Genomic DNA, 25,065 nt, shown 5'->3' on the forward strand with positions numbered 1-25,065 from the left:
TCGACCACGGACGCCGGGGTGCCGGATAGGGGGTGCTGCGCCGCCGTTGCGCACCGCCGTGCAGTCCCCGGGAGCGGGACCTCCGCCCGTGTCCGGGGCCTCCGCCGTCGCCCTACCGTCCGCGTCGTGGTCCGTGCGTGCCCGGACCCGGGTGCGCGTCCACGTGTCGGACGAGGAGCAGCCATGACCCAGGCACTGTCGACCCTGGCAGACCGCGTGAGCGGCGCGGTGATCCGTCCCGGGGACCCGCGGTACGAGGAGGCCCGGCGCGTCTACAACGGGATGGTGGACGCCCGGCCCGCCGCGGTCGTCCGCTGCGCGACCGAGGAGGACGTGGTCGCCGTGGTGCGGCTCGCCGCCGAGCAGCGGTTGGACCTCGCCGTCCGCGGCGGCGGGCACAGCGTGCCGGGCTTCGGCACCGGGGACGGGGCGGTCGTCGCCGACCTCTCCCCGATGCAGTCGGTGGAGGTCGACGACGCGCAGCGCACCGCGACCGCCGGCGGCGGCACCACGTGGGGCCGGTTCAACGACGTCACCGCGGCCCACGGCCTGGCCACTCCCGGTGGCATCGTCTCCACGACGGGGATCGGCGGGCTGACGCTCGGCGGGGGCATCGGCTACCTCAACCGGGCGCACGGGCTGTCCTGCGACAACCTGCTGTCGGCCCGCGTGGTCACCGCCGACGGGAGCCGGCTGACCGCCAGCGACGACGAGAACCCCGACCTCTTCTGGGCGCTGCGCGGCGGCGGCGGCAACTTCGGCGTCGTCACCGACTTCACCTACCGGCTGCACCCCGTCGGCGACGTGCTGGTCGGGCTCATGTTCTTCGAGCTCTCCGACGGGCCGGCCGTCTTCCGGTACTTCGACGACGTGCTCGACGAGGCGCCCCCGGAGTACGGCGGCTACCCGGCGATGCACCTGGCGCCGCCGCTGCCGTTCGTTCCCGAGGACCGCGTCGGCCAGCCCTTCGCGGTGGTCGTCTCGTGCTGGACCGGTGATCCCGACGAGGGCGAGCGGTTCCTCGGCGGGTTCCGCCGGGTGGCGGCCCCGGCCGCCGAGATGGTGGCGCCGATGCCCTACCCGGCGCTGAACTCGCTGTTCGACCCGCTGCTGCCGCCGGGCATGCAGCACTACTGGAAGAACGCCTTCGTCACCGAGCTCACCGACGACGCGATCGCCGCGCACGTGGAGATGGGTGCCCGGATGCCGGCCGTCACCTGTGCGATGCACCTGTACACGCTGACCGGCGCGGTGCAGGACGTCCCCTCCGACGCGACGGCGTTCGGCCACCGCGACGCCCGCTACGTGGCCAACATCGCCGGCATGTGGCACGACCCCGCCCAGAACGACGCCAACACCGCCTGGGTGCGCGACTACTACGCGGCGATCGCACCGCACTCGGAGCCCGGCGGGTACGTCAACTTCGCCTCACCCGACGACCAGCACAGGGCACCGGACGACTACGGCGCGAACCACCAGCGGCTCACCGAGGTCAAGCGCCGTCACGACCCCGACAACCTGTTCCACCTCAACCAGAACATCCCGCCGTCCCCGGTGCCGTCGCCGCGGGGGAGCACCGGCTGAGGCGCCCCGATCCGGAGGTGGCCGGTCGGAGGTGGCCGGCCTCCTCGGGAGGCCGGCTACCGCCCGGGCGGGGGCACCCGGGGTGGCAGTTGCCGGGGATCGCCCCCCGCGGCGATGCGCGCGAGGGCCCGCAGGGCCGCCAGCGCGCCCACCGGCTCGATCGCCGACGGCGAGGCGCCGGGGTGGTGGGCGGCGATGCGGACCCGCAGGGCGGCCGGCCGCACCCGGAAGGTCACCGGCGGCTCGAGCACCGCCGCCTCGCCGTCGATGCCCACCGGCACCGGCAGCGTCGCCTCGACGCGGAACTCCGGGGTGACCCACTGGCGCCACGGGCGCCGCCGGGGCCGCGCCCGCCGGTCGGGCGGGTCGACCACCGTCACCCCGAGCAGGCCCTGGTCGACGGCCGGCCGGGTGCCCGCGCCGGCCGCCCCGCCCAGCCGGTACTGGTTGTTGCCGACCAGGATCACCGCCGCGCCCTGCATCCTGCGGCCGCCCGGCGTGGTCCAGGTGAGGTCCCGCGTGCCGCCGTGGGCGCCCATCGCGCGGGGCACCGTGTCGAGCAGGGTCCGCACCTTCGCCGCGCGGTAGCCGTCGCGCTGGACGGCCTCGGCGTAGACACCCAGCGAGACGTTGTTGACGAACACGCGGCCGTTGACCTCGGCGAGGTCGACGACCCGCTCGCGGCCCTCGAGGAGGGCGTCGAGCGCCCCCACCACGTCGGTCCGGTCGACGCCGAGGTCGACGGCGAAGTGGTTGCGGGTCCCCGCGGGGATGCACGCGTAGGGGAGGCCGGTGTCGGCGGCGAGCGCGGCCACCACGGCCTGCGAACCGTCCCCGCCGGCCATGCCCACGGCGTCGGCACCGGCGTCCACGGCGCTGCGCACGAGCGCCGCCAGGTCCTCGCCCGGCCGCAGCTCCAGCACCTCGATGCCCCGGTCGCGGGCCGCCGCCGCCAGGCCCGTCCGCGCCGCCCGGCCGTCGCCCGAGCGGGGGTTGACGACGACCACCGGCCGCCGGGGCCGCGGGGCGGCCGGGAGCTCGACGTGCGGCCGGAACGCCGCCCGGGCCGCCGCGTGCCAGACGACGGCACCGAGCCCGAGCAGCAGCAGGGTCCGCAGGTAACCCTCGTCGACCAGCAGCAGGACGCCGCCGGCCAGGGCGGCACCGGCGACGGCGAGCCCGGCGACCCGGCCCAGCCGCGGCGCAGCACCCCTCCCAGGCGCCGGCGGCGACGAGCGCGCCGCAGCCCAGCAGCAGGGCGCCCCGGGGGAAGTCGTGCAGGGCCGCCTGCAGGCTCAGCACGGCCAGCCAGGCCGCGGCGGCGAGGGCCACCACGGCGGCCGTGCGCCGCCGGCGCCGGGACGGGCGGCGCGCACGGACGGGGCGTCCGGTCCCGCGGGTCCGGCGGAGCGTGCGCTGGGCACCGGACATCGACGGCCGCCTCTCCCGTGCGGGGCTCCCCGTGGGGTCAGTGTGCCGTTCCCGCCGGGGAGGCGGGCCGGTGCGGACACCGCCGCGTCAGATCCCGCACTCCTCGCTGAGGTAGGCGTCCACGCGGTTGCTGGGCCCGGTCATCCCGCCCTCGGCCTGCTCGAGCGCCTCCAGCGACCCGAGGTCGGTGAAGTCGACCTGGCTGAAGGCGTCGGCCAGCCGGTCGAGCCCGTCGGACATGGCGCTCCAGTCGGAGGCGATGGCCGCCGGGGCCTCGATGCCGCGCAACTCCTGCGCCAGCGAGCGGAACCCGTCGACCACGGACGCGTCGTCGCCGTCGAGGTCGGACAGGGCCGCGTCGACGCGCTCGTCGAGCTCCGCGGCCTGCGCGCAGAACTCGGCCACACCGTCAGGGGCCGCCGCCTCCTCGCCCTGCTCCGCCGGGGACGCCGTCGCGGACTCGGCGTCGGAGCTCCCGCCGCAGGCGGCGAGCACGACGGCGGCGGCCGCGCCGCACACCGCGACGCGGATCGGGGAGGTGCGGATAGGGGAGGTGCGGATCGGGGGAGTGCGGAGCAGGGGCGTGGTGCGCGCCGTGCGGGACATGGCTGCCTCCGGGCTCGGGGGGGGATCCGACCGGTGCCAGCGTGCTCGGGAGGGCGCCCGCGCACCATCGAGTTCTCCCCGGCCCCCACCACGGGGCTGACCCCGTGGTGGGGGCCGGCCGCCGGCGCCAGGCTCGGCCCGTGACACCGCGGGTGGTGATCGTCGACGACCACGCGCCCTTCCGGTCGCTGGCCCGCCGCCTGCTCGGCGCGGGCGGCTTCTCGGTCGTGGGCGAGGCGGCCGACGGCGCCGGTGCCCTCGCCGCCGTCCGCGACCTGGCGCCCGACGTCGTCCTGCTCGACGTGCAGCTGCCCGACCTCGACGGCTTCGCCGTCGCGGAGGTGCTGGCCGGGGAACCGGACGCGCCCGTCGTCGTGCTGGTCTCCAGCCGGGCGCTGCTCGACTACGGCTCCCGGGTGGACGCCAGCACGGCGCGCGGGTTCATCGCCAAGGCCGACCTCAGCAGCGAGACACTGCGGGACGTGATCCGCGGACCAGGACGGCCGGTCCCGTGCAGCGGCTGAGGCCCCGCACGCGCGCGACGCTGGCCGCGACCGGGGCCGCCGCCGGCGTGGCGGCGGCCGGCGCGCTGGTGTGGGGCGGCTACCAGGTGCCCGCCGACCTGCTCGCACCGACGCTCGTGCTCGACCTCGCCGTCGGCTGGTCCTTCATCGGGGTGGGCCTGGTGGCCTGGACGCGCCGCCCGGACAGCCGGACCGGGCTGCTCATGGTCGTGCTGGGGTTCGCCTGGTTCGCCCGCTCCGCCGTCGCCGTGGACACCCGGACCGGGTTCGTGGTGGGCGTCCTGGTCGGCTCGGTGCACCTCAGCGTCCTGGTGCACCTGCTCGCCACCTTCCCCGGCGGGCGGGTGCAGGACCGCACCCAGCGGGTGCTGGTGACGGTCGGCTACCTGCTCTCCGCGCCGCTGGACGCGGTCTTCCTCGTCCTCGGGGCGCAGCGGCAGCTGGGGGAGGGGCCGCCGCCCAACGGCCTGGTCATCGCGCCGAGCAACGGCGAGTTCGACCCCTCCGGCGTCGACCTGGCCGTGCAGGGCGTGGTCGTCGTGCTGTTCGGGTCCCTGCTGGCGACGGTGTTCAGGCGCTGGCGCTCGGCCGGCCCCGCGCAGCGCCGCAGCCTCACCCCCGGCGCGGTGGGCGCGGTGCTGATCGTCGGCACGATCCTCGTCGAGCGGACCGCGGTCCTGCTGCTCATCCCGCCGGCCGTGGGCGTCGCGCTCGCCTGGTCGGCCGAGGTGGTCCTGGTCGTGTGGCCGCTGGCGCTGCTGCTGGGACTGCTCCGCAGCCAGCTCGACCGCTCGGGGGTCAGCCGGCTGATCGTGGAGCTCGGTGCCGGGCTGCCGGTGCCCGAGCGGCTGCGCAGCGCCCTGGCCGCGGCGCTGCACGACCCGTCGCTGGAGCTGGCGTACTGGCTGCCGGAGCGCAGGGCCTTCGTCGACCCCGCCGGCACCCCGGTCCGGGTCGGCCCGGCCCACGGGCGGGCGCTGACCTACCTCGAGCGCGACGGCGAGCAGATCGCGGTGCTGGTGCACGACCCGGTGCTCACGGGGGAGCCCGACCTCGTGGCGGCGGTCGCGGCCGGGGCGGGGCTGGCGGTCGAGAACGACCGGCTGCACGCCGAGGTCCGCAACCAGCTCCGGGAGGTGCAGGCGTCGCGGGCGCGGATCGTCGAGGCGGCCGACGGTGCGCGCCGCCAGGTGGAGCGCGACCTGCACGACGGCGCCCAGCAGCGGCTGGTCACCGTGGCCCTGGCACTGCGGCTGGCGCACACCCAGCTCGGCACCGCCTCCAGCGCGGAGCTGGCCGCCCTTCTCGACGAGGCGGGCGCCGAGCTGGCCGGCGCCCTCGACGAGCTGCGGGAACTGGCCCGCGGCATCTACCCCGTGCTGCTGACCGACGCCGGCCTCGGCCCGGCCCTCGTCTCGCTCGCCGAGCGCTGCCCGGTGCCGGCCGTGGTCGCCGCGGTGCCCGACCGGCGGTGGGCCGACGCGGTCGAGCAGACCTGCTACTTCGTGGTGTCCGAGGCGCTGGCCAACGCGGTCAAGCACGCGCGGGCCACGCAGGTCGCCGTCGAGGTGCGGGAGACAGCCGGGGGCCTCCGGGTGGAGGTCGCCGACGACGGCACCGGCGGGGCCGACGCGAGCGGCTCGGGCCTGCGGGGCCTGGCCGACCGGGTGGCCACGCTCGGTGGTGAGCTCACGGTGCGCAGCCCGCGGGGCGGCGGCACCCGGGTGATCGCGACGGTCCCGTGCGCGTGATCGTCGCCGACGACGCGGCGCTGTTCCGGGCGGGCATCTCGCGGCTGCTCGCCGACGCCGGGTTCGACGTCACCGCGCAGGTCGGGGACGCCGGCGCCCTCCTCGACGCCGTCGACCGGGACCCGCCCGACGCCGTCGTCGTCGACATCCGGATGCCGCCCACGCACACCACCGAGGGGCTGGACGCCGCGCGCCTGCTCACCGAGCGGCACCCGGGCACCGGCGTGCTGGTGCTGTCGGCGTACGTGGAGCCGCACTACGCGATGCGGCTGGTGGAGTCCGGCGCCTCGGGGACCGGGTACCTGCTCAAGGAGCGGGTCGCCGACGCCGGCGAGCTCGCCGACGCCGTCCGCCGGGTGGCCGCCGGGGGAGTGGTGATCGACCCCGGCGTGGTCGCGCAGCTGGTCGGCCGGCGCCGCGTGCGCGACCCGCTGGAGTCGCTGTCCGAGCGCGAGCGCGAGGTCCTGGCCGTCATGGCGGAGGGCCGGTCCAACCAGGCGATCTGCGAGCGGCTGTTCCTCAGCCCGAAGACCGTCGAGGCCTACGTGCACAACGTCTTCACCAAGCTGGACCTGCACCCGGCGGCCGACGCCAACCGGCGGGTGCTGGCCGTCCTCGCCTACCTGCGCGCCTGAGGACCCGCCGGTGGACGGCCGCGCGGCCCGGCGGCGGCTCGGGGTGGCGACCGCGGGGCTGTGCGTCGGGCTGCTCGCGTGGAACACCGTGGTCGTGCCCGCCCTCCCGGGGCGCCCGGCCTCCGCGGTGGCCGCGAACGCGGGGGCGACCGTGCTGCTGCTCGCCGCCGCGCGGTGGTGGGGGCTGTCCTGGGCCGAGCTGGGGCTCGCGCGGCGCCGGCTGCCCGCCGGGGCCCGCTGGGGTGGGGTGTCCGCGGCGCTGGTCCTCGCCGCGTACGCCGGAGCCCTCGCCGTCCCCGCGCTGCGGCCGCTGCTGGCCGACGCGCGCGTCGCGGGCCTGGACGGCCCGGCGGTGGCGGTCCGGGCGCTGGTCCGGGTACCGCTGGGGACCGTCGCCTGGGAGGAGGTCGCGTTCCGGGGCGTGCTGCTGGCCGCGGCCTGCCGCCTGCTCCCGCTGCCGGCGGCCACCGCCCTGTCGTGCGCGGTCTTCGGTCTCTGGCACGTCCGCCCGGCGCTGCGCGGCCTCGATGCGAACGCCGCTGCCGACGCCATTGCCGACGACGCCGCCGGCGGCCTCCTCGGGACCGGCACGGCCGTCGTGCTGACCTGCCTGGGCACGGCCGCGGCCGGGCTGCTGTTCACCTGGCTCCGGCTGCGCAGCGGCAGCCTGCTCGCCCCCGCGCTGCTGCACCTGGCGACCAACTCCCTCGGCGTGCTGGCCGCCGCCGCGGCCACCCGGGCCGGGTGACGGCGCCGCCGCGCCCCGGTCAGCCGCCCGGCTCGAGGAGGTCGCGCAGCTGCCGCGCCCGCGCGGCGTCCCAGCCGGGCGGCTGCAGCACCTGCGCCCAGGCGTCGGCGTACTGCGTCGTGTAGACGTGCCCGTGCCCGTCCGGGACGTTGCCGGCGAACGGGAGGTCGGCCGTCACCTGCCAGAACGTCACGAACGGGATCCACCGCACCGCGTCGACGACGTCGTCGCCGCGGTGCTCCTCCAGCCACGTCGGGCGGGCGTACGCCAGCTCCGGGGTCCACCACACGACGGGGTCGGAGGGGTGCAGCAGGTAGAGGACGCGCGGGCCGTCCCACGGCGCGCCGGCGGGCGCGACGGCCTCGCCCGGGTCGTCGGTGAAGCGGACCGTGCGCCCGTCCCGGTACACCGGCTCGATCTCGGGGCTGCCCTCGTCGCGGTCGTCGACGAACTCCCGGAACAGGGTGGTGAACTCCGGCGGGCCGGCGAAGACCGCCCCGGAGGTCCGGTTGCGCAGGTCGTACTCGCCGCTGAACGCGGTCTCGGCGCCGAAGGAGCCCAGGCTCTCGCCGGCCACGACCAGGCGCGGACGGTCGTCGAGCGGGAGCCGGTTCCAGCGGTCGTACACCGCGTCGAAGAGCTCCCGGCCGGCCTCGCGGGCCCGGTCGCTGTCGACGAGGTAGGAGACGGACGACGGGAGGTAGGAGTACTGGACGGCCACCGCGGCGCTGTCCCCGCCGGTCAGGTACTCCACGGCGTCCACCGTCCCCGGGTCGACCCAGCCCGATCCCGTGGTGGTGACCACGACGAGCAGCCCGCGGTCGAGGCCACCGGCGCGCTCGAGGTCGTCGACGGCGAGGCGGACGCGCAGCTCGACGGTGGGGGCGGAGTCGAGCCCGGCGTAGGCGCGCACCGGCTCCGCGGCGGGAGCCCCGGTGAACGCGGAGATCTCGGCCGGTGACGGCCCGCCGGCCACGAAGGTGCGGCCCTCGCGGCCGAGGGAGTCCCAGGCAACCAGGGACCCCGGTCCGCCCGACCGCTGCGCCACGGAGGGCCGGACGACGCCCGCGTCGGTGCCGTCGTCGCGGACGGAGAAGGCGGCGTCCGCCGCCGCCACCAGCCGGTCGACGACGACCCCGTTGAGCAGGAGCACCGCGCCGACCACGACGACGGCCCAGCCGAGCACCCGCGCCGCGCGGGCGCCGATCCACCGGTCGAGCAGCAGCGCGATCCAGCCGCAGACGCGCCGCACCGCGCGGGCCGCCGCCACCAGCACCACGAACACGCCTCCCGCGACCAGCGGCACCACCAGCACCGACAGCGCGCTGTCGGCGGGGGCGTCCATGAGCTCCCGGATGCGCGCCTGCCAGTAGCGGCCGTACCCGGTGGCCGCGGCGAAGGAGACGAGCGCCACCCCGGCGAACACGAGCCACGAGCGCCGCCGCGCGGGCCGGGCCTCGCGGTCGACCACCGCCCGCCAGGCCGCGGCGACCGCGACCCCGACGGCGTAGCCGAAGGCGGCGGAGATCCCGCCGATCACGCCCTGGGTCAGCCCGGTGCGCGGCAGCAGCGAGGGGGTGAGCGACGCGCACAGGAGGACCAGCGCGCCCGCGAGGCCGGGCAGCGTGTAGCGGAGGGGACGCCGTCGCGGCCGTCGCCGGACCGCCTGCCGGGCACGCTGCCGGTGCTCCGCGCGGACCGGGGCGGGAGGCGCGTCCTGCTCCCGGAGCCGCAGTCGGGTGCTCGACACGGTGGCCTCCGTCGGGGAGAGGGGGAGGGACCGAGGCTCCGCGCGGGAGCGCGCCCGGACCAGCGGGCAGCCCCTCGACCGGCATGGGGGCTGACCCTGCACCGCGCTCCCGGCCGGCACCGGCGGTCTACGATGGAGGGAGCACCGGCCGCGGGCCGTGCGCCGCTGTACCGACGACCCCGTACCGACCACGGGGTGCCGACGACGGGGTGCCCCGTGCGACCGGACCCCGTCCGGCGGCTCGCCGGGCTCCGCCGCCGCTCCGCACCGGTCCCGCGGGGTCCGCCGTCTGCGGGACCACCCGGGTGTCGCCCGGGTGCCGCGCGGTGCCGCCCGGGCGCTCGACGGCGCGCGGCGTCCCGACGGGGGAACCGCGCCGGGCAGTCAGAGGAGAGGTGTACGTGGCTCGACCAGGCCGGCGCCCGACGGGCACGCGCCGCACCGCCCCGCGGAACGCGCGACGCGACCGCGAGGACCTCATCTCGGTGCTCGCCCGCACCGTCCGCGAGGTCGAGACCGCCGCGGAGCGTGGCCGGGTGACACCCGCCGTGCGCACCCGCTTCCAGGTCGTCGCGCTGCTGTTGCGTGAGGAGCACGCCCGCGTGCGGGCCGACGAGGGCAGCACCGACACCCGCCGCGCCGAGCAGCTCAAGCGCCTCGACGGCGTCGCCACGATCCTCGCCAAGACCGCCGTCCGGGATGCCGGCCTGCTCGCCCTGCTGTCGGAGGACGCCGTCGTCTCCGACGCGGCCCGGGCGCTGCGGCAGGACGTGCTCCGCTCCGTCGGGCTCGACTCGCCGCCCGAGGAGGCGCCGCCGGCCGAGCCGGTGGCCACCGCCCCCGTCCAGGAGAACCGGGTGGTGCCGCAGTCGGTCATCTCGCGGCAGCTGGCCAACCCCTTCCTCGCTCCCGACTTCTCCGCCGTCCGCCCGGCCGTGGCGCGCCCCCGTCGCCTCGCCGGGTGGGAGCTGCTCGGCCCGCTGCTGCGCTCCTTCGAGCGCGCCGGAGGTGGGGACCCGGCGGGCATGGCCCTGCCCGCGCCCTCCTCGCTGCAGGCACCGGGCGGCCGGCAGCTCATGCCGCACCAGGGGCAGCTGGTCGCGGCGGCCGCCGCCGGGCACCGCACGTTCCTGCTCGCCGACGAGCCGGGCCTGGGCAAGACCGCGCAGGCGCTGCTGTCGGCGGAGGCGGCCGGCGCCTATCCGCTGCTCGTCGTCGTGCCGAACGTCGTCAAGACCAACTGGGCGCGCGAGGCCGGCCTCTGGACGCCGCACCGCCCGGCCACCGTCATCCACGGCAACGGCGACACCATCGACGGCTTCGCCGACATCGTCGTCGTCAACTACGAGGTGCTCGACCGCCACGTCGGCTGGCTCGGTGACTTCGGCTTCCGCGGGATGGTCGTCGACGAGGCGCACTTCATCAAGAACCGCACGTCACAGCGGTCGCAGCACGTCCTGGAGCTGTCGCAGCGCATCCGGTCGCGCACGGCGCGGCCGCTGCTCATGGCGCTGACCGGGACCCCGCTCATCAACGACATCGACGACTTCCGGGCCATCTGGCAGTTCCTCGGCTGGATCGACGAGACCAAGCCGCTCGGTGAGCTGATGGAGGCGCTGGAGGGGACCGGCCTGACGCCGGCCGACCCGGGTTTCTACGCCGCCGCCCGCCGGTGCGTGGTCGACATGGGCATCGTCCGGCGCCGCAAGGTCGACGTCGCCGCCGACATCCCCGCCCGCCGCATCGCCGACCTCCCCGTCGAGCTGGAGGGGGCGGCCGGCCGGTCGATCCGGGCCGCCGAGCACGACCTCGCCCGCCGGATGGTGGCGCAGTACCGGCGCGCGCTGGCCAACCGCGGGTCCGGTCCCGACGAGGGCATCGACGCCGATCTCGTCCGCCGGGTGGCCCGGTCGGAGCAGAAGGAGGCCGCCACCGCGGCGTCCGGCGAGAACGTGTTCACGATGATGCGGCGCATCGGCCAGGCCAAGGCCGGGCTGGCCGCCGACTACGCCGCGCAGCTGGCCCGCAGCGCCGGCAAGGTCGTCTTCTTCGCCAAGCACGTCGACGTGATGGACGCCGCCGAGGACCTCTTCACCCGGCAGGGCGTCCGGTTCTCCTCGATCCGCGGCGACCAGACGTCACGCTCGCGGCAGGAGAACATCGACGCGTTCGTCAACGACCCCGGCGTCGCGGTCGCCGTCTGCTCGCTGACCGCGGCCGGCGTGGGGCTCAACCTGCAGGTCGCCTCGGACATCGTGCTCGCCGAGCTGTCCTGGACCGACGCCGAGCAGACCCAGGCCATCGACCGCAGCCACCGCATCGGCCAGACCGCGCCGGTCACCGCGTGGCGGATCATCGCCGCGCAGACCATCGACGCCCGGATCGCCGAGCTCATCGACAGCAAGGCGGGGCTGGCCGCCCGGGCACTCGACGGGTCCGACGAGGAGGTCGCGTCGTCGGCCGACGTGCAGCTCGAGGCGCTGGTCGCGCTGCTGACCGACGCGCTGGCCGACGACGCGCCCGCGGACCTGCCGAGCGCGGCGCAGACGGGCGCCTGACCCGCGCCATGCGGTCCTGGCGTGGGGGCGTGACCCGCCGTCCGGGCCCCCGCGGGGCCGCCGCGGCGTCCGCGCCGCCGGCACCGGCCCGGCCCCGGCTGCGGTCGGTCGACGTGCTGCGCGGCCTCGCCGTCGTCGGCATGCTGCTCGTCGACAACCGCGGCAACGGCGCGATCCCCGACCAGCTGGAGCACGTGCCGTGGAACGGGCTGCACGTCGCCGACGTCGTGTTCCCCGTGTTCCTGCTGGTCGTGGGCGTGTCGATGCCCTTCTCCCGGCGGGCGGACCGGCCGCGGGCGGCGCTGCGGCGGACGGTGCTGCTCGCCCTCCTCGGCTGGCTGGTCGTCACGGCGAAGTACCGGTCGCCGACCGCCGGGGCGGGCGTGCTCGGCCACGTCGCCGGGGCCTACCTGCTGTGCTGGCTGCTGCTGCGGCTGCCCCGCCGCGCCCAGGTGCCCACCGCTGCCGTGGTCCTGGTCCTGCTGGGTGTGGCCACCGTCGTCGGCGGCGCCGGACCCGACCGGTCCTGGGGGCACGCGCTCGACGCCGCACTCGGCGTGCGCTTCTCCGCCGAGGCGCCGCACGGCTTCCCGGGCAGCGCGGTCACGGTCTTCCTCGGCGTGCTCGCCGGGCGGGCGCTGCGGTCCGGCCCGGGGCGGGCCGCGCTCGGCCGGCTGACCGCGGGAGGTGCCGCGCTGCTGGCCACCGGACTGGCGCTCGCACCGCTGGTGCCGCTGAACAAGCGGCTGTGGTCGCCGTCGTTCGTGCTGGTCACCGGCGGGATCGCGCTCCTCGCGCTGGCGCTGCTGCACCTGGTCGTCGACGAGCGCGGGAGAGCCCGCCCGTTCCGGCCGTTCGAGGTGCTGGGGACCGAGGCGATCGTCGCGTTCGTGCTCTCCGAGGTCGTGTTCCGCGCCGTCCTGTCGCACACCGTCCAGCCGGCGGTCGACGGCTGGGTCACCTCGGTCGCCGGGGCGGCCGTCTCCGCCTGGCTCTACCCGCTGCTGTCGATCGGGGTGATCTGGGCGGTCTGCGCCGCGCTGCTGCGCCGCGGGGTGGTCGTCCGGGTCTGAGGGGCGCTCAGTTCCCGTCCGGCGACGGCGGCGTGCTGCCCCCGACCGGCTCGGGCACGCTGCGCTCGAGCAGCCGGTTGGCGCTGAGCAGGGTGATCCCGCGGTCGGCGATCTGCTGCAGTGCCGAGGGCAGTGCCCGCACCTCCAGCTCGCGCCGGTCGGCCAGCGCGACGGCGAAGGCCGCGTCGGGGTCGAACGTGCCCCGGCCGATGCCGTCGTGCAGGCCCAGGACGTCGCCCGCCTCGACCGTCTGCCCCATGTAGTCCTCGATCTCGCCCACCTCCTTCTTGTCCCCGGGCCCGCGGGTGACCGACCAGATGAAGGTGTCGTAGCCGAGCTCGGCGGCGATGCGCAGCGCGTAGCCGGTCAGCTCGCCGCGCGGCGGGCGGAAGCTGGTGAACGGCCGGCCGAGCAGGGCCTCGACCTCCTCCTTGCAGCGCACCAGCTCCTCGCGCGTCTCCCGCTGGGTCAGCGTCGTCAGGTCGCGGTGGTCCCAGGTGTGGTTGCCGATCTCGTGGCCGGCGGCGACCACGTCGCGCAGCACGTCGGGGTGGTGGACGCCGTTCCAGCCCATGACGTTGAACGTCGCGGTGAGTCCCGCCCGGTCCAGCGCGTCGAGGATGCGCGGGGTGTACTCCGGCGTCGGCCCGTCGTCGAAGGTGATCGCCGCGACCGGCTCGGTGACCGTGGTGTTCCACACCACCCGGTGGGTGCCGAGCCGGGCCACCCCCTCGCCCTCGTCCGCCGCGCCCCCGGCCTCCAGGAAGCGCTGCTCCGCCCGCGCGGTCGCCCGGCGCCGCGCCTCGTCGTCCCCACCCGCGACGAGCACGCCGCCGGCGGCGCCCGCCGCCACCCCGGCCGCACCCGCGCCGGCGCCCAGCAGGAACCCGCGTCTCGTCGTCATGGAGCCGTCCTAGACCCAGGGGCGGGGCGGGCGGAAGACCCGGCGGCGGTCCCGGGCTCCGGTGGCCGGCGTTCCGGGGACGCGCATTAACCGACCCGAAACGCCGGAGGGCTGAGCGTGAAACGACCCGCTCCTAGGTTTCCGCCGAGCCGCACGCCGGGACGGCGGACCCCACCGCGCTGGGCCGAGGGCGCAGCCGAGATACGGAGACCCGATGACCTTCCGCTTCCGCGCCGTGCGCGCCGGAGCCCTGCTGACCGCCGCCGCCCTGCTGACGACCGCGTGCGGGTCCGGCGACGACGAGTCCGCGGCCGCCTCCGGAGGGGACGCCGGCCTCGGCGACCTCACGCTGCAGCTGTCGTGGATCAAGAACGCCGAGTTCGCGGGCGAGTTCTTCGCCGACACCAACGGCCACTACACCGACGCCGGCTTCGCCTCGGTGACGATGGACCCCGGTCCGGGCGCCATCGAGACCCTCGTGGCCACCGAGGACGCCGACTTCGGCCTGAGCAACGCCGTCTCCACCGCGCAGGTCATCGCGGAGGAGGACGCGCCGCTGCGGATCGTCGGCACCAAGTTCCAGAAGAACCCCTTCACCATCCTGTCCCTCGCCGACGGCGGGGACATCGCGACGCCGCAGGATCTGGTCGGCAAGCGGATCGGCGTGCAGGCCGGCGGCAACGAGACCCTGTTCGACGCGCTGCTCGAGGTGAACGGCATCGACCCGGCCAGCGTGGAGAAGGTCCCGGTCGAGTACGACCCCGCGCCGCTCATCGACGGCGAGGTCGACGGCTTCCTGGCCTACCTGACCAACGAGTCGATCACCGTGCAGTCGCAGGGCCTCGCGGTCACCAACCTGCCCTTCGCCGACAACGGGCTGCCGTTCGTCGCCGAGTCGGTCATCACGACCGAGCGCATGATCGCCGAGGAGCCGGAGCGGGTGCAGGCCTTCCTGGAGGCCGAGATCCGCGGCTGGCAGGACGCGCTGGCCGACCCCGCCGAGGGCGCCCGGCTCGCCGTCGAGGAGTACGGCGCGGACCTGCAGCTCGACATGGCCAAGGAGCTCGAGCAGTCCGAGGTGCAGGCCGGGCTGATCGTCACGCCCGACGTCGAGGCCAACGGCCTGTTCACCATCTCCGACGAGCTGATCGAGCAGAACATGACCACGCTCGCCGCCGCCGGCATCGACATCCGGGCCGAGGACCTGTTCGACCTGTCCCTGCTCGAGCAGCTGCTCGAGGAGAAGCCCGAGCTCACCGAGCTCCCGTCCTGACCGGATCGACCCCGCCGGAGAGGCACGCCATGACCGACGTCGTCACGACGTCGCCGGGCGCCGGTGCCGGGGGAGCGACCTCCCTCGGCACCGGCGTGCGGATCGACTCCCTGACCAAGACCTACCGGGTCGGCCGCCGGACGGTGCGGGCCCTCGAGGACGCCACGCTGTGGACCGACGAGGGCAGCTTCCTGTCCCTGCTCGGCCCCTCGGGCTGCGGCAAGTCCACGATCCTGCGGATCCTCGCCGGCCTGGAGGAGCCGACGTCCGGCTCGGCGCTGGTCGAGGGCCGCACCCCGCTGCAGCTGCGCCGCGGCCACGAGCTCGGGATCGCCTTCCAGGACTCCGCGCTGCTGCCGTGGCGGTCGGTGCTGTCCAACGTCCGGCTGCCGTTCGAGGTGTCGGGGCGCAGGCCCGACGACGCGCTCGTGACCGAGATGATCAAGCTGGTCGGCCTGGAGGGGTTCGAGAAGGCCAAGCCGGCGCAGCTGTCGGGGGGCATGCGCCAGCGGGTCTCGATCGCGCGGGCGCTGGTGGTCCGGCCGTCGGTGCTCCTGCTCGACGAGCCCTTCGGGGCGCTGGACGACATGACGCGGCAGCGGCTGAACGTCGAGCTGCTGCGGATCTGGACCGAGAAGCCGGCGACGACGCTCATGGTCACCCACGGCATCGCCGAGGCGGTCTTCCTCTCCGACCGGGTCGCGGTGATGAGCGCGCGCCCGGGCCGGGTCCAGGAGGTCATCGAGGTCGACCTGCCGCGGCCGCGCACGCCGGACCTCATGCGCACGCCGGAGTTCCACGCCCTGCACGACCGGGCCTCGGAGCTGCTCTTCGACGGCGCGTCCGCCGCCCGGGAGGACTGAGTGCGCCTCTCCCGCGCGTCGGTCCGCTCGCTGCGCACCGGCGTCCTCGGCGTCGTCGTGCTCGTCGCCCTGTGGTGGGTCGCCGCCCGCACCGTGCTGTCCGGCGCCCGCATCCCGACGCCGGACGGCGTGCTCGCGACCGCGGTCGACGACGGCTGGGGCTTCTACGCGCTGCACTTCGGGATGACGCTGCAGGAGGCCGCGGTCGGCTTCGGCTACGGCACCGGGGCCGGCCTCGTCGTCGCCTCGCTCGTCCTGCTCGTGCCCGTGGCCGAGCGGGTGCTCCTGCAGGTCGCGGTCCTGAGCTACTGCGTGCCGCTGGTCGCCATCGCGCCGGTGCTGTTCATCGTCATCGGCAACCCCGACGAGGGGCAGCGGTCGGGCACCGCCACCGCGCTGGCCGCGCTGTCGGTCTTCTTCACCACCGTCGTCGGCACGGTGCTCGGCCTGCGCTCGGCCGACCGGGCGAGCCTCGACGTGGTGAGCGTGTTCGGTGGCGGGCGGGTCCGGCGGCTGCTCACGGTGCAGCTGGTGTCGGCCCTGCCCTCGATCCTCGCCGCCCTGCGGATCGGCGCGCCGGCGGCGTTCCTCGGCGCGATCCTCGGCGAGTACGTCGGGGGCGTGCAGCGGGGCGTCGCCCTGGTCCTCAAGATCGCCCAGCAGAACGTCGACGTCGAGCAGGCCTGGGCGGTCGGGATCGGCTGCGCCCTGGTGGCCGGCGTGTTCTACGCGCTGTTCGGCCTGGTCGGCCGGCTGGTCACGCCCTGGTCGCGGGGGCGTCGGCGTGACCGCGTTGCTGCCCGGCGCCGACGAGGCGACCGCCCCGGTCCCCGGCCGGACCGGCTCGCTGCTGTGGACCGCGCTGCGCCAGGTCGCCACCACGCTCCTGGTCGTCGGCATCGTGGTGCTGCTGTGGATCGCGGCGCTGCGCATCTGGGACGTCTCGCCCTACGTCGGCAAGACGCCGGCGGAGGTGTGGACGACGCTGTTCGCCGACGACGACTCCGCCGAGCTGCGCGCGGAGATCGGGGCGCTGCTGCAGCAGACCCTCACCGACGCCGCGGTGGGGTTCGCCGCCGGGATGCTGACGGCGATCGTGCTGGCGGCGCTCGTCGTCCGCTCGACGGTGTTCGAGGCCGCGGTGATGCCGGTCGCGCTGGTGCTGCAGACCGTGCCGCTCATCGCGCTGGCGCCGATCCTGATCCTGCTCGTCGGCCGCGGCTACGGCGTCGTCGCGATCATGAGCGCGATCGTCGTGCTCTTCCCGGCGCTGGTGAACACCGTGCAGGGCCTGCGCTCGGTCACGCCGCAGCTGCGCGACCTGGTGCTCGTCTACGGCGGGTCGCCGTCGACCGTGCTGCTGCGGGTCGGCTTCCCCTCCGCGCTGCCCGCGCTGTTCGCCTCGGTGCGCATCGCGGTGCCCGGGGCGCTCACCGGCGCGCTGCTGGCCGAGTGGCTCGCGACGGGCAAGGGGATCGGCTACGCCGTCGTCTCCGCCGCCGGCCGCTCGCAGAACGCGCGCGTCTGGGCGCTGGTCGTCGTCGTCAGCCTGACCGCGCTGGTGCTGTACCTGCTCGCCCAGCTGGTCGAGACCGCCGTGCTCAGCCGGTTCGGCCGGCCGGGGAGCGCCCGGTGAGCCTCGCGGCCGGCGTGCACTCCACGCCCGTGCCGGCCGACCCGGCGATCGACGCGATGGTCGCCGCCCTGCCCAAGGTCAGCCTGCACTGCCACCTGATCGGCAGCGTGGCGCCGCAGACCGTGGTCGACCTCGCCCGCAGGCACGGGGTGCCGCTCGGCCGGTCCGCCGAGGAGCTCTACGACCACGCGAGCTACGAGGACCTCGGCGAGTTCCTCCGCGTCCTCGACGTGGTCGGCTCGCTGGTCCGCGACGCCGACGACCTGCACCGCGTGACGTACGAGTCGCTGACCGCCGGCGGCGCCGCCCACGGCGTGCTGTACCGCGAGGTGCACCTGAGCCCGCCCGGCCACCCCGGCGTGCCCTACCCCCGGCTCCTGGAAGGCGTGCTCGCCGGTGCGCGCGACGCGGAGGCCGACACCGGGATCCGGGCCGGCTTCGTCGTCGGCATCTGCCGGGAGCGCAGCGGCGCGGCCGCCGTCGAGCTGGTCGAGCAGGTGGTCGAGCACCGGGTCGACGAGGTGCTCGGCATCGGTCTGGACTACGCCGAGGTCAACGGCCCGCCGGGCCGCTTCGTCGAGGCCTACCGGCTGGCCGCCCGCGCCGGGCTGCGGCGGACGGCGCACTCCGAGTCCGGCCCACCGCGGCACGTCGAGGTCCTCCTCGACGAGCTCGGCTGCAGCCGGGTCGACCACGGCTACCACGTGGTCGACGACGCGGCGATCACCGCCCGGTGCGTCGAGGAGCGGGTGCCCTTCACCTGCACCCCGGTCAGCTCCGACATCGGCCGCTACTCCGGCAGCGGCGACGGCACCCACCGCCGGATCGCGGAGATGGTCGACGCCGGGCTGTGCGTGACGATCGACAGCGACGACCCGCCGATGTTCGGCACCGACCCCACCCACGACCACCGCGTCCTCGCGCACGCACTCGGCTGGCGCCGCGACCGGCTGGCCGACCTCACCCGCAACGCCGTCGAGGCCTGCTGGCTCGACCGCACCGACAAGGCCGCCCTGCTCGCGCGGGTCGAGGCGATGGTGGCCGCCACCCCCGACGCACCACCGGCCCCCGAGGAGTCCCCCGCATGAGCACGCCGTTCTCCGTCCCCACCGTGGACATCGCGCCCTACGTCGGGACCGGCACCGCCGACGAGCGCGCGGCGACCGCCGCGGCCTTCGACGAGGCGGCCCGCACGGTGGGCTTCGTGCAGGTCGTCGGCCACGGCGTCCCGACCGCGGTCACCGACGCCTTCGCCGCCGCCCTCGACGAGTTCTTCCTCCTCCCGCTGGAGGTCAAGAAGCGCTACCGGACGCCGCCGGAGGTCAACCGTGGGTACGCCCCGCCCAAGACGGAGTCGCTGAGCCTCAGCCTCGGGCTGGCGCCGTCCAACCGGATGCACGACTTCTTCGAGGCGTTCAACGTGGGCGCCGCCGTCTCGGACTTCCCCGGGCTCGGCCTCCCCGAGGCCGACTACCCCGAGAACGTCTGGCCGGCCGAGGCGGCGTCGTTCCGCGCGGCGGTCTCGGCCTACTCCGCCGAGGCCTCGCGGGTGGCGCGCACGCTGACCACGGTGTTCGCCGACGCGCTCGGCCTGCCGGAGGGCTTCTTCGAGCGCTACACCGACCACAGCCTCGACGTGCTCCGGATGAACAACTACGCCCTCGAGCCCGGTGCCCTCGACCTCGACGGCGACCTCACCGGCATGGGGGAGCACACCGACTACGGCATCGTCACCGTGCTGTGGGCCGACCGGGTCGCCGGCCTGCAGGTGCTCGGCCGCGACGGCGGCTGGCACGACGTCCAGCCGGCCGACGGCGCGCTGCTGGTCAACCTCGGGGACCTCATGGCGCGGTGGACCAACGACCGGTGGATGTCGACCCTGCACCGGGTCAAGCCGCCGATCGTCGACGGCACCATCCGGCGCCGGCGCAGCGCGGCGTTCTTCCACGACGGCAACGTCGACGCCCTCGTCGAGACCCTGCCGACCTGCGGAGGCGACGGCTCGCCGTACCCGCCGATCACCGTCGGCGAGCACATCCGCGCCAAGCTCGCCGGCTCGCGGGCCGGCGTCGCCAACCCCGACGCCGACCGCGAGGCCGCCCGGGTGCTCGCGGCACAGAACCGGACCTGAGGAGCCCGTCCGAGGGGCAGGAGGCCCTACCGTCGCGCGGCATGGGTCAGCGGACGGCGCTCGTGGCGGTCACGTCGGTCCAGCTGGCCGCCCAGGTCGTCGGCCACGTCGTCGCGCTGCGGCGGCGCCGGCACTTCGACGTCCCCTTCCTCACGGGCAGCCCCGAGCACCTGGTCCGGGACTGGTTGTGGTTCGGCACGGCCTACAGCGCGCCGCCGTACCTGCTCGCGCTCGAGGTGTGGGCCCTCGGCCGGCTGCTGCGCGGGCCCGACGAGCGTGCGCGCCGGGTGCTGCGGTGGCTGGGCACCGGGCTGACGTCCGGCTACCTGAGCGAGCGGTGCAGCCGGGTCCGGGTGCGCCCGGGCGGTCTCGACCCGGTGGAGACGCCGGTCGTCGTGGCCGGGTGGGGTGGTGCCGCGGCGCTGGCGGTCCTGGCCGGCCGCTGAGCGTCGGCCGACGCTGCTCAGGGCACCCGCCAGGACCACGGCCGCCGGTCGAGGCGGTGGAGCAGGCCGCGGAGGGAGCGCCGGCCGCCGGCCGGGACGGCGACCGCGGCGGCCGGCCGGCCGACCTCGGCCCGGAGCGCGGACCGCCGCTCCTCGAGTGCCGCGACCTCGGCCAGGAGGGCCTCCCGGCGCGCCGCGGCGTCGCGGTCCAGGCGCTCGCGCGCCGCGGCCGCCGCGTCGTCGGCCCGCCGCCGCTCGTCCCGGCCGGTGCCGAGCACCCGGAGGACCTCGTCGCGGGCCTGCTGCCGGGCGAGGTCCGCCTCGTCCCGGGCCCGCCGGCGGATCCGGCCGGCGTCCTCGGCGGCCCGCAGCCCGGCGAGGCGGACCTCCTCGAGCCGCGCGTCGGCCTGGGTCCGGGCGCCGGCGAGGACCCCCTCCGCCTCGGCCGTCGTCGCGGCGGCGCGGGCGGCCGCGGCCGCGAGCAGGTGCCCGGCGCGGGCCTCGGCGTCGGCGAGGACCCGGTCGGCGCGGGCGACCGTCCGAGCCGCCTCCGACGCGGCGGCGGCGCGGTCGGCCTCCGCCTCGGCCCGCAGGCCCTCGGCCTCGTCGGCCGCCGCGGCGAGCACCGACCCGATCCGGGAGGACAGCCGCAGGGACGCAGCGCCTCCGCACGAGTGGGCGAGGAGCCGCCGGGCCTCCTCGAGGTCGGCGCGCGTCCGCAGGTGCCGCGTCAGGAGGTGCTCGCGCTCCCGGTCCGCGGTGGCGAGCTCGTCCTCGGCCCACCGGACGTAGGTGTCGACCTGGAAGCGGTCGTAGCCGGCCACGACCCGGCGGAACGCGGGTGCGGCCCCGAGGACGGTGGGCAGGTCGCCGGAGACGTTCGGGCGCCGGCGGTCGGCCTCCCGGTCGGGCTCCTGGCCGGCCTCCCGGGCGGCCTCCTGGGCGGCCTCCTGGTCGGCCTCGGCCTCGTGGTCGCTGTGCAGCTCGGTGGTCGTCATGCCTGCCTCCCTCCGCGGGACCCGTCCCGGGAGCGGGGACGCTAGGGCGGTCGGCGGGGGGTGCGGCCGGCTGCCGGAGCCGGATCACCGGGGAGGGCGCGCCGGCCCGCCTGATCGGGTCGGGGAGCCGGCGCCGCTCGCGGAGCGTGACGTCGCCCTGCGGGGTGAGACGTCGGGCCGGGGGGTCCCGGGACCCGCGGCGTGGCCCACCCTCGGGGCATGGCACCCGACCCCGCCCCCGCGCGTCCCGGCAGCATGACCGTCCCACCGTGGGCCGGCTGGGAGGACCTCCTGACCGGGCTGCTGCTCGTGCTCCTGGTCGTCGCGGTCGTGGCCGTCGTCGTCCTGTGGAGCGCGGCGGCGAGGGCGAGCGCGAGCGGCCGGGCGGAGTGGCAGGCGGAGCTCGAGGCGCGGTCGCGCAGCCGCCGGGCCCCGGAGGCGCCCGACGGAGTGCGCTGAGCGGTCGCTGCGAGGCCTGGAGGGCGTTGTGGTCCAGGTCACCCGACGTTACGGTCCAGGCGCGTCGTCCCCGCGGGGCAGGCGAGAGACCGAAGCGCTCCGGACTCCCGAGCAGAGGTGCTGGCCATGACCGCCGTACCCCGCACAGACCCCGCTCCGGACGGTCCGCGGCCGCGCCCCCCACGACGGGTGCGGCCGCGTGAGCGGGCCCGGCATGCCGCTCGACCCGGACCGCAACCTCGCCCTGGAGCTGGTCCGCGCCACGGAGGCGGCGGCCATCTCCTCGGCCCGCTTCGTCGGCCGCGGGGACAAGAACCGGGTCGACGCCGCGGCCGTCGACGCGATGCGGCCGGTGCTGGGCACCGTCGGCATGTCCGGGGTCGTCGTCATCGGCGAGGGGGAGAAGGACGAGGCGCCGATGCTCTTCAACGGGGAGCGGGTCGGCGACGGCTCGGGCCCGGAGGTCGACATCGCCGTCGACCCGGTGGACGGCACCACCGCCGCGGCCAAGGGGCTGCCCGACGCGGTGGCGGTCGTGGGCCTGTCCGAGCGGGGCACGATGTTCGACCCCGGGCCCTGCGTCTACATGTCCAAGCTCGTCGTCCCGGGTGCAGCCGCGGACGCCGTCGACCCCGAGGCCCCGATCGCCGACGTCCTCGCGGTGGTGGCCCGCGCGCTGGGCCGGCGGCAGGAGGACCTGACGGTCGCCGTCCTCGACCGCCCCCGGCACGAGGAGCTGGTCGCCGACATCCGCCGCGCCGGGGCGGCGGTCCGCTCCCTGCTCGACGGCGACGTCGCCGGCGCCATCGCCGTGGGGCAGCCGGACTCCGGCGTCGACCTGCTCGTCGGCGTGGGCGGCACCCCCGAGGGCGTCATCGCCGCCTGCGCGCTGCGGTGCAGCGACGGGGAGCTGTTCGGCCGGCTCCGCCCCCGGGACGACGCGGAGCGGGCCGCCGCGATCGACTTCGGGCACGACCTCGACCGCGTGCTCACCACCACCGACCTCGTGTCGGGCGACGACGTGTTCTTCGGCGCCACGGGCGTCACCACCGGCGCGCTGCTGCGCGGCGTCCGCTTCCAGCAGGACGCGGTGGTGACCCAGTCGCTGTCCATGCGCTCGAGGTCGGGAGCCATCCGGGTCATCGAGACCCGGCACGACCGCAGCCGCTCCAACCTCATCCGCCACTGACCAGGCGCCGCACCCGGCGCACCCGAGCAGAGGAGCGACCGTGTCCCTGTCCGAACGGCTCAGTCCCGGGAACCGCGCCGCCGCCCTCGAGCGGCTGGCGGAGGAGGAACTCGACGTCCTGGTCATCGGCGGCGGGGTCGTCGGTGCCGGCGCCGCGCTGGACGCGGTCACCCGGGGCCTGCGGGTGGGGCTGGTGGAGGCGCGCGACTACGCCGCCGGCACCTCCAGCCGGTCGAGCAAGCTCTTCCACGGCGGGCTGCGCTACCTCGAGCAGTTCGACTTCCACCTGGTCTTCGAGGCGCTGCGGGAACGCCGCCTGGTCCTCGGCACCCTGTGCCCGCACCTGGCCCGGCCGGTCCCGTTCATCTACCCGCTGCAGAAGCGCATCGACCGGGCCTACGTCGGGCTGGGCATCGGCGTCTACGACCTCATGGGCGCGGGGCGGGGGGTGCCCGGGCACCTGCGGCACCTGGGCCGCCGGGCGACGGCGGAGTCCTTCCCGTCGGGCAGGAGGTCGGCGATCCGGGGCGCCATCCGCTTCTACGAGGGCCAGGTCGACGACGCGCGGCACACGATGATGCTGGCCAGGACCGCGGCCGCGTACGGCGCGCTGTGCGTCACCAGCACGCGGGTCACCGAGTTCCTCCGGGAGGGCGACCGGATCGCCGGGGTCCGGGTGCGCGACCTCGAGGGCGGCGGCGAGTTCGCCATCCGCGCGCAGCAGGTGGTCAACGCCGCCGGGGTCTGGACCGACGAGATCCAGCAGATGGTCGGCGGGAGGGGGCAGTTCCAGGTCCGCGCGTCCAAGGGCGTGCACCTGGTGGTCCCGCGGAACCGGATCAACAGCGCCACCGGCGTGATCACCCGCACGGAGAAGAGCCTGCTGTTCGTCATCCCGTGGGGCAGCCACTGGATCATCGGGACGACCGACACCGACTGGCACCTCGACCTGGCGCACCCGGCCGCGAGCAGGGACGACATCGACTACCTGCTCGACCACGCCAACGGCCTCCTGCAGGACCCGCTCACCCGCGACGACGTCGTCGGCGTCTACGCGGGGCTGCGGCCGCTGCTGTCGGGGGAGTCCGAGGCGACCAGCAAGCTCTCCCGCGAGCACGCCGTCGCCAGTCCCGTGCGCGGCCTGACCGTCATCGCCGGCGGCAAGTACACGACCTACCGCGTGATGGCCAAGGACGCCGTCGACTCCGCCGTGCACGGCCTGGAGCGCACCGTGCCGCCGTCGATCACCGAGCGGATCCCGCTGCTGGGCGCGGAGGGGTACGCCGCCGCGCACAACGCGCGCCGGCTCACCGCCGAGCGCACCGGGCTCCCCCTCTCGAGGATCGAGCACCTGCTGGGGCGGTACGGGACCCTCAGCGGGGAGCTGTTCGACCTGATGGCCGAGCAGCCGGCGCTGCGCGAACCGCTGGCCGGCGCACCCGAGTACCTGCGGGCCGAGGCCCACTACGCGGTCAGCCACGAGGGCGCCCTGCACCTCGACGACGTCCTGACCCGCCGCACCCGGATCTCCATCGAGGTGCCCGACCGGGGGATCGCCGCGGCCGCCGAGGTCGCGGACGTCGTCGCGCCGCTGCTGGGCTGGGACGCCGCCCACGTCGAGCGGGAGGTGTCGCACTACCGGCTGCGGGTGGAGGCCGAGCGGGAGTCCCAGGAGCAGCCGGACGACCGCACCGCCGACGCCGCCCGCCTGGGCGCGCCCGACGTGCGGGTGGGCACGACCAGCATGGCCTGACCGGCTCCCGGGTCCCGGTGTCCGGCGTGGACGACGACGTCGCGGCTGCCCTCGCCGCGTCGAACCTCGCGCGGCTGCGCCCGCTCGCGCTGCAGCGGCTGCTCGCGGGGGCGTGCCGGGTGCGGGTGCCGGCCGGCTCGGTGACCCACCGGGAGGGCGAGACCGCCGAGTTCCTGGAGCTGACCGTCGACGGGCTCGTCCGGGTGTTCGTCACCGCGCCGGACGGCCGGGGCATGACCGTGCGCTACGCCCGGCGGGGCGCGCTCCTCGGCCTGGTGTCGCTGTACGCCGACGGCACCGGGATCCCCGCGGGCACGCAGGCCGTCGTCGACACGACGGTGCTGCGCCTGTCCCCGCAGGGAGTGCGGCGCGTGGCCGCCGAGGACGCCGACGTGGCCGACGCGTTCCTGCGCGAGCTCGCCGACCGGGTGCGCAGCTTCGTCCACGAGATCAGCGACAGCGCGTTCACCAGCGTCCGGCACCGGGTGGCCCGGCACCTGCTGGACCTGGCCTCGCAGGAGTCCCGCGCCGGCCCCGGCGCACGGCCGGCGCTCACCGTCCCGGTCAGCCAGCGCGAGCTGGCCGAGGCCGTGGGCAGCGTGCGCGAGGTGGTCGTGCGCGCGCTGCGCGACCTGCGGGAGTCGGGTGTGGTCAGCACCCACCGCGACCACATCGAGATCCTCGACCCGGTCCGGCTCAGCGGGGAGCTGGGTGGAACCTGGGTCGCTGACCGGCCCCGGCGCTGACCCGACA

22 protein-coding genes and 1 pseudogene are annotated in these 25,065 nt (G+C 76.2%); 18 read left to right on the forward strand and 5 right to left on the reverse strand.

What is annotated here, in order from left to right:
• The first annotated feature begins 183 nt into the window (after positions 1-183).
• Positions 184-1,584 (forward strand): FAD-binding oxidoreductase, encoded by a 1,401-nt coding sequence (locus JD79_RS16280; RefSeq protein ID WP_110006371.1) that lies wholly within the window; start codon positions 184-186, stop codon positions 1,582-1,584.
• A 56-nt stretch (positions 1,585-1,640) separates the two neighbouring features.
• Here JD79_RS16280 and JD79_RS16285 read toward each other — a convergent pair whose 3' ends face one another.
• Positions 1,641-2,591 carry a diacylglycerol/lipid kinase family protein gene (locus tag JD79_RS16285; RefSeq protein WP_170149240.1) on the reverse strand — a complete coding sequence of 317 codons (951 nt, stop codon included), beginning with the start codon at positions 2,589-2,591 and terminating at the stop codon, positions 1,641-1,643.
• A gap of 511 nt (positions 2,592-3,102) precedes the next feature.
• A complete protein-coding gene (locus JD79_RS16290; RefSeq protein WP_110006373.1) occupies positions 3,103-3,621 on the reverse strand; it encodes a hypothetical protein in 519 nt (172 codons plus the stop codon).
• A 140-nt stretch (positions 3,622-3,761) separates the two neighbouring features.
• On the opposite strand from JD79_RS16290, the gene JD79_RS16295 reads away from it, so the two are divergent.
• From JD79_RS16295 to JD79_RS16310, 4 genes are read left to right on the forward strand one after another with little or no spacing between them, the layout of a single operon-like run.
• Entirely contained in the window at positions 3,762-4,145 is a 384-nt protein-coding gene (locus tag JD79_RS16295) for a response regulator (RefSeq protein WP_110006374.1), read from the forward strand.
• Positions 4,133-5,896, forward strand: coding sequence for a sensor histidine kinase (locus JD79_RS16300; RefSeq protein WP_110006375.1), 1,764 nt, complete (start codon positions 4,133-4,135; stop codon positions 5,894-5,896). Before JD79_RS16295 ends, JD79_RS16300 begins: the two co-directional genes overlap by 13 nt.
• Complete coding sequence (locus JD79_RS16305; RefSeq protein ID WP_110006376.1) at positions 5,887-6,531, forward strand: response regulator transcription factor; 645 nt, start codon at positions 5,887-5,889, stop codon at positions 6,529-6,531. Before JD79_RS16300 ends, JD79_RS16305 begins: the two co-directional genes overlap by 10 nt.
• 10 nt (positions 6,532-6,541) lie before the next feature.
• The gene (locus tag JD79_RS16310; RefSeq protein ID WP_245900156.1) at positions 6,542-7,279 is read left to right on the forward strand and encodes a CPBP family glutamic-type intramembrane protease; all 738 of its coding nucleotides are present in this window, start codon (positions 6,542-6,544) and stop codon (positions 7,277-7,279) included.
• A gap of 19 nt (positions 7,280-7,298) precedes the next feature.
• On the opposite strand, the gene JD79_RS16315 is transcribed toward JD79_RS16310, so the two are convergent.
• Positions 7,299-9,029 (reverse strand): alpha/beta hydrolase, encoded by a 1,731-nt coding sequence (locus tag JD79_RS16315; protein WP_211308014.1) that lies wholly within the window; start codon positions 9,027-9,029, stop codon positions 7,299-7,301.
• A 401-nt stretch (positions 9,030-9,430) separates the two neighbouring features.
• On the opposite strand from JD79_RS16315, the gene JD79_RS16320 reads away from it, so the two are divergent.
• A complete protein-coding gene (locus JD79_RS16320) occupies positions 9,431-11,587 on the forward strand; it encodes a DEAD/DEAH box helicase (protein ID WP_110007782.1) in 2,157 nt (718 codons plus the stop codon).
• Between the two features lie 29 nt (positions 11,588-11,616).
• The gene (locus tag JD79_RS16325) at positions 11,617-12,660 is read left to right on the forward strand and encodes a heparan-alpha-glucosaminide N-acetyltransferase domain-containing protein (RefSeq protein ID WP_170149241.1); all 1,044 of its coding nucleotides are present in this window, start codon (positions 11,617-11,619) and stop codon (positions 12,658-12,660) included.
• A 7-nt stretch (positions 12,661-12,667) separates the two neighbouring features.
• Here the strand turns inward: JD79_RS16325 and JD79_RS16330 are convergent, their stop codons facing one another.
• A complete protein-coding gene (locus JD79_RS16330; protein WP_110006378.1) occupies positions 12,668-13,564 on the reverse strand; it encodes a polysaccharide deacetylase family protein in 897 nt (298 codons plus the stop codon).
• 214 nt (positions 13,565-13,778) lie between these two features.
• On the opposite strand from JD79_RS16330, the gene JD79_RS16335 reads away from it, so the two are divergent.
• The 7 genes and pseudogenes from JD79_RS16335 to JD79_RS16365 all read left to right on the forward strand — a co-directional run bounded on the left by JD79_RS16335 (position 13,779) and on the right by JD79_RS16365 (position 19,913).
• Positions 13,779-14,837 carry an ABC transporter substrate-binding protein gene (locus JD79_RS16335; protein ID WP_110006379.1) on the forward strand — a complete coding sequence of 353 codons (1,059 nt, stop codon included), beginning with the start codon at positions 13,779-13,781 and terminating at the stop codon, positions 14,835-14,837.
• Positions 14,838-14,866: 29 nt separating this feature from the next.
• On the forward strand, positions 14,867-15,700 hold the full coding sequence (locus tag JD79_RS16340; protein WP_110006380.1) for an ABC transporter ATP-binding protein: 834 nt from the start codon (positions 14,867-14,869) through the stop codon (positions 15,698-15,700).
• A 183-nt stretch (positions 15,701-15,883) separates the two neighbouring features.
• Positions 15,884-16,408: pseudogene (locus tag JD79_RS24555) on the forward strand (ABC transporter permease); the annotation flags it as partial.
• A gap of 76 nt (positions 16,409-16,484) precedes the next feature.
• Complete coding sequence (locus JD79_RS16350; RefSeq protein WP_110006381.1) at positions 16,485-17,336, forward strand: ABC transporter permease; 852 nt, start codon at positions 16,485-16,487, stop codon at positions 17,334-17,336.
• Positions 17,333-18,424 carry an adenosine deaminase gene (gene add / locus JD79_RS16355; protein WP_245900158.1) on the forward strand — a complete coding sequence of 364 codons (1,092 nt, stop codon included), beginning with the start codon at positions 17,333-17,335 and terminating at the stop codon, positions 18,422-18,424. The genes JD79_RS16350 and add overlap by 4 nt, the downstream gene beginning before the upstream one ends.
• Positions 18,421-19,467, forward strand: coding sequence for an isopenicillin N synthase family dioxygenase (locus tag JD79_RS16360; protein WP_110006382.1), 1,047 nt, complete (start codon positions 18,421-18,423; stop codon positions 19,465-19,467). The genes add and JD79_RS16360 overlap by 4 nt, the downstream gene beginning before the upstream one ends.
• Positions 19,468-19,508: 41 nt before the next feature.
• Complete coding sequence (locus JD79_RS16365; protein WP_110006383.1) at positions 19,509-19,913, forward strand: hypothetical protein; 405 nt, start codon at positions 19,509-19,511, stop codon at positions 19,911-19,913.
• 17 nt (positions 19,914-19,930) lie between these two features.
• Here JD79_RS16365 and JD79_RS16370 read toward each other — a convergent pair whose 3' ends face one another.
• Positions 19,931-20,911, reverse strand: coding sequence for a hypothetical protein (locus JD79_RS16370; RefSeq protein ID WP_110006384.1), 981 nt, complete (start codon positions 20,909-20,911; stop codon positions 19,931-19,933).
• Positions 20,912-21,130: 219 nt separating this feature from the next.
• On the opposite strand from JD79_RS16370, the gene JD79_RS16375 reads away from it, so the two are divergent.
• The 4 genes from JD79_RS16375 (at position 21,131) to JD79_RS22285 (ending at position 25,058) form a co-directional block, all read left to right on the forward strand.
• A complete protein-coding gene (locus tag JD79_RS16375) occupies positions 21,131-21,370 on the forward strand; it encodes a hypothetical protein (RefSeq protein ID WP_110006385.1) in 240 nt (79 codons plus the stop codon).
• Between the two features lie 199 nt (positions 21,371-21,569).
• A complete protein-coding gene (gene glpX / locus JD79_RS16380) occupies positions 21,570-22,559 on the forward strand; it encodes a class II fructose-bisphosphatase (protein ID WP_281270322.1) in 990 nt (329 codons plus the stop codon).
• Positions 22,560-22,599: 40 nt separating this feature from the next.
• A complete protein-coding gene (locus JD79_RS16385) occupies positions 22,600-24,312 on the forward strand; it encodes a glycerol-3-phosphate dehydrogenase/oxidase (protein WP_110006386.1) in 1,713 nt (570 codons plus the stop codon).
• Between the two features lie 26 nt (positions 24,313-24,338).
• A complete protein-coding gene (locus JD79_RS22285) occupies positions 24,339-25,058 on the forward strand; it encodes a Crp/Fnr family transcriptional regulator (RefSeq protein ID WP_170149242.1) in 720 nt (239 codons plus the stop codon).
• Positions 25,059-25,065: the final 7 nt, after the last annotated feature.

The sequence above is a fragment of the Geodermatophilus normandii genome (genome assembly GCF_003182485.1).
Taxonomy (GTDB): Bacteria; Actinomycetota; Actinomycetes; order Mycobacteriales; family Geodermatophilaceae; genus Geodermatophilus; species Geodermatophilus normandii.